A 5,408-nucleotide genomic window follows, 5' to 3' on the forward strand; every position below is an offset into this window, starting at 1 on the left:
GATGATTTCGCTTTTTTACTATTTGCTTATTCCGGAGAGTGACAGAAGAGGGTTAATCCAAGAGGCTACGTTGCTTTTGAAAAAGATGTTGATGCAGCCCGTTTATTTATAACAGAAACACTATTATCTTCGGGTTCATGGCAAGAAGCTGGGACTGCACCAGTGAGAGCAACACTGAACTTAGCTTACACCTTGGAGCGCGGGCCATTTTACCTGAGTGTAAATGAAGCAGCCCTACGGAATCCAGATGAAACAAGTACCCCAATTGTGTTATTCAGTGGTAGTTTTAGCTACGAAGTCAAGAGTGAAACTCCAGCTGAACGCAAAAACAGCATACATCAAGGCATTGATAATTGGCAAGCAGACTTATTAGCTTACCAAGAAATTATTAGTAATAAGTTTTTGGGCAAAACTAGTGAAGAGAAAACTGTAGTTCCCAATGTATTTGCTATGAGTGCTGCTATCTAAATAGTAAGAAGTTTTTATTGCGATAATGAACTTGACTCTCTTGAGTTATGTTTTGGTTCTGTATATGAGAGTGCCGTTCGTTAATAGTCAATATTTGAATTTTTATATTTAAATATTGACTATTGACAGTATGAATAACTGATGAATTCAGTTATTCATACTGTTCTAGCTAAAATACTCAACAGTAAATTTTGACAAAAATATTAACCAAAAGATACTAACTAATATTTGAATGTTACCGTTAGGCAATTCCAAGGTATTCAACAACCTCAAAACTAAAAAATGCTGGATATTCGGCGAACTCAGAGTATTTACTTTTGCGCCGAGATTTGGCAATTATAAATTATGTGTGACTGAGCTTTTGTGAAAGGCTCAGAAAAAGTCATATTTAAACGAAGTCGGAAGTTTGAAGTCGGAAGTCGGAATTTGTTACTTCCTGGTTCTGAAACTTAAGGGTTTAAATCCCCATTCTCAATGCTTGTTTTCTATTGGGGTTTAAATCCCCAGACGTAACTCTACCAGACGCTTTTCACGTTCGCTATCACAAAAACCGTACTTCCGACTTCCGACTTCCAACTTCCGACTTAATTGAATGATTATTTATTTTTGAAATTATCAGGGGTGTATATGTCAGAGATAAACGAATTGTTTGGGATCTCCGACTCAGCAATGGTGAACGATGGGGTAATAATGCCCTTAATTGAAGATCCATTGAAGTTGAGTCAAGGAATCGGAATAATTTCAAACAATCCGTCGGCATCACCCGTTGGGTCTCCCAGCACAGACCTTTTTGTAATTAATACTCCATTATCATTAACTGCCTTTGCAGAACAGTCTTCTGTAGTTCCACTTCCTCTATCACTAACACCAAATTTAAGTAACACCACAAGCACTAGCTTCGATCCAATTACAGGTATGGCAGGAGATCAGCCCTTAATTGGCCTGCTGAGTAAAGATGAAATCACTCCTAGCTTACTGAGCGTATCTTTTAAAACACAAGAAACTAATATAACTCAACAGCAAACCACCATTAGCAGTGAGTCTGTTGAGACAAACAATCCCCCACGTCTTAACCAACTGACACCAGAAATATTAGAAAGATTCCGTAGCGAAGCGATCGCTCGGTGGGCAAGTGCAGGTATTACTCCAGGAGAACAAGGTATTCTCAAGGAAGTGCAATTAGCGATCGCCGACCTACCGAGTTTAAAGTTGGGTTTAACTTCTGGTAATGTCGTTACCATTGACCAAGATGCAGCAGGTGCTGGATGGTTTATTGATTCTTCACCTAGTGATGATGTTGAATTTAGTAACATCGTTTCAGCAAGTCAGTTGCAGTCGATTGAAAGCGACCTAGCTTTTGGTCGTGTAGATTTGTTGACGGTAATGACTCACGAGTTTGGACATGTACTTGGACTAGATCACTTAGATACTAACCAGGTAATGAGTGAAGCATTGGCAATTGGAACAAGACACTTGCCTATACAGTCAATTTTAGAAATTAGCAAAGCAGATGAACCCATCAATGAAGCGTTAGAGCTAAATTTACCGACAATTTCAGCTATTAATGGTACAGTCAACGGTGATTTAAGTACAACTGATATAATTAATCCCACTCGTAGTGGTAGGTATAGTGATGATTACCAGTTAATTGATTTTACAATTGGCAAACTTGTTACGCTTGACCTATCCTCTTCCAACTTTTACACTTATCTACAACTGATTAATGTAGGTACAGGACAAGTAATTAGTTCGACTAGTAACTCACCGTTAAGGTTTACCCCTGTTGATGGCATCAACTACGTAGTGCGGACTACCAGTTACTACAGTGGTGAAACAGGAACGTACACCCTGATTGCGGCCTCTGGTGCGCCAGATTTGGTAGTCACAGCAGCAACTGCACCCAGTAGTGCCCCTGAACGGAGTACAATTTCATTAATTTGGACTATCAGCAACCAGGGAGAAGCAGTAGCAACAGACTATTGGTATGACTCCGTTTACTTGTCAGACAACACCATTTTTGATTACTCAGACCGCTACATTGGTAATCTCCAAGCTGGCTCTCAAATTCCACTAGCCCCAGGTGCTACTTACACAAGCACCCAAGATATGGCACTACCTCAACAGGTAGGAGCAGGAAAACAGTATTTGCTATTTGTTGCCGACGGAAATAATAACATAATTGAATCAAGTGAAACCAACAACGTCCGGGCGGTTGCCATTGACATTACCGTACCGGATTTGGTAGTAACAGGAGCAACTGCACCGATTGCTGTCACAGTAGGCAGTAGTGCTGAAGTATCTTGGACGGTACTCAACCAAGGCAACGTGCAGGCAACCCATAGCTGGTACGATCGCATTTACCTGTCCAATGACCAAACTTTAGATGGGTCAGATACATGGGTGAGTGAGTTTGAGTCAGGTACAGCTGGTATGCCTCTCACGGAAGGAAATACTTACAACCTAACTCAAACTGTTACCATCTCTAATACTTCTTTAGGAAGCCGTTACCTGCTATTTGTGGCAGATGCAGATAATAATCAGTACGAAACAAATGAAGGCAACAATATTAAGGCAATTCCAGTTGAAGTTAACGCTCCTGACTTAATTGTTTCTGATGCCTCTGTACCCACCACGACTGCACTAGGTGAAGAAATTACTGTCAACTGGCAGGTAACAAATCAGGGGAGCGTTAGTGCTGGTGCTGACTGGTATGATTATTTCGTTTTGTCAGATGACCAAATCCTAGATGATTCCGATGATTACATTGGATACAAGTGGATGAGTGACGAAACTCCTTTAGCTAGCAATAGTAATTACAATGCTACTGAAAATATCATTATTCCTAGCTATGTTAAAGGGGGTAATCGTTATTTATTATTTGTTGTCGATCAAGATAATCACCAAGGCGAAAGCAATGAAAATAACAACGTCAAAGCAGTCCCCATTAGCATCAAAGCAGCGGATTTACTTGTTTCCTCAGTTATAGCTCCCACCAGCGCCAACCCAGGCGAGAGTATAGACGTTTCTTGGACAGTAAAAAACCAAGGGGATGTGAGCGCCACCAACGACTGGTATGACTACGTTTTCTTATCCTACGATCCAGTTTACGACAGTTCAGACACTTACCTTATTGACTTCTATAACTCCACAGCCTTAGCTCCCGATAGCACCTATACTGTCAATCGAAATGTAACACTGCCTTCTCAAGGGATTGGCAGTCCAGGGATGCGATATTTGCTGTTTGTTACTCATATTTACAACGACCAGCGTGAAACTAACGAAGGTAATAATGTTCTTGCTGTTCCTCTGACCATTAATGGAGAGAACTCAGACCTAGTGGTGACTACAGCAATAGCTCCCAACACGGCGGTGGTTGGACAACAAATCCAAATTGAGTGGAGTGTCAAAAACCAGGGAGCAGTAGCAACTTCCAGATATGACTGGTATGATGCTGTCTACCTGTCGAGTAAACCAACATTTGATAACTCGGCTGTCTATTTAACCGATAGTTATTCGGGAAGCTACAACTCGTACCAGCCTTTAGTGTCAGGAGCTAATTATACCGTCACAGAGAATATCACTCTACCAAGCAATGTCAACGGAAATCAGTACCTGTTGTTTGTTGCAGATGGCTACAACTACTTGGATGAATTTGATAATACCAATAACGTCAAGGCAGTACCCATTAAGATAAATGCTCCCGATCTGGTTGTTTCTAATGCTACTGCTCCTGTTCGAGCTTATGCTGGAGCGCAAATAGAAGCAAGTTGGACGGTTCAAAACCAAGGAAACGGCGTTGCATTGACTCAGTGGTACGACTCCGTGTATTTGTCCGATGACGACACGCTTTCTACTGATAATGACATTTTACTAAAGGATGTACAGCCGCAAAAGTTATTGCCTTTAGATAGCGGCACTGGTTATACGGTGACGCAACTACTTTCGTTACCTAACACTGTAACAAAGGGCAGTAAATATTTGCTATTCTTGGCAAACCGGGGTAATCGGCAAGGTGAATCAAATGAGAACAACAATGTCAAAGCCGTTTCCATCAGCATTGTTGACCCGGAACCGAATCTGCCTTTACTGCAAACGGGTAGTCCAGTCCAAAACCAAAATAGTCCAGAGCTACCCACCAACCCTAATACAGCTACTTACATTCCCCTCCCTAGCAGTTCAACCACAGGACTGCTAGGTGAATATTATCTTTTTGGCAACAATGTCACTACCTTTCCTGACTTTAGCACTCTGGAACCTACATACACCAAAGTCGATCAACAGGTAAGTTTCAACTTTGAAAATAAGAATTTTGCTGGGATTCCGGGCTTGACAAATAATTTTGCAGTTCGTTGGACAGGAAAAATTAACATTCCCACAGCGGGGGACATAACTTTTTACGTTAGTAAAGATTACTACAGTTATAGTGGTAATCGCCTTTATATTGATGGGCAGTTGGTTATTAATACTCAAGGATCTTACCAGGAAGAAGCCTCTCAAGTAATTAACCTGACTTCAGGTGAGCATGACCTGCGCCTAGAATTTTTCGATAACTATCATCGCTATGATTCCTACGGAAGTGGGGTAAATCTCAGTTATACTCCAGTTGGAAGCAGTAAGCAGCTAATTCCTACCAGTGTTTTAACCCCAACATCTGTAACACCACCTGAAAACTTAGCTGATTTGAAGATTAGTGGTGTCACTGCTCCCACCATAATCACTAAAGGACAAACTATCAACACTACTTGGACTGTTACCAATCAAAGTAGTAATATTACTCAGAGTCGTTGGTATGATAACATTTACCTTTCTGATGACCTTATCTTAGATAGTACAGATACACTAATAACTGGCTTTACCGCAGATACGGACTTGGCAGGTGGTAGTACTTAGGTGATTTTTTAAAAAGAAATTACCAGCTAAAGTGGTCGAATCAAGATATC

General features: G+C 41.0%; 2 protein-coding genes. Both read left to right on the forward strand.

Features of this window, described 5'->3' with window-relative positions; translation table 11 throughout:
* Window positions 1-162: 162 nt before the first annotated feature.
* Window positions 163-468, forward strand: a complete 306-nt coding sequence (locus tag RM368_RS37785) for a hypothetical protein (RefSeq protein ID WP_322698811.1) — start codon at window positions 163-165, stop codon at window positions 466-468.
* 627 nt (window positions 469-1,095) lie between these two features.
* Window positions 1,096-5,358, forward strand: coding sequence for a CARDB domain-containing protein (locus RM368_RS37790; RefSeq protein WP_322698812.1), 4,263 nt, complete (start codon window positions 1,096-1,098; stop codon window positions 5,356-5,358).
* Window positions 5,359-5,408: the final 50 nt, after the last annotated feature.

This window comes from Nostoc sp. DedSLP03 (assembly GCF_034530815.1).
Lineage (GTDB): Bacteria > Cyanobacteriota > Cyanobacteriia > Cyanobacteriales > Nostocaceae > Nostoc.

Bases quoted from the DNA above. Each gene is read 5' to 3' on its own strand.
- RM368_RS37790 (WP_322698812.1), top strand. From the start codon at position 1,096: ATGTCAGAGATAAACGAATTGTTTGGGATCTCCGACTCAGCAATGGTG.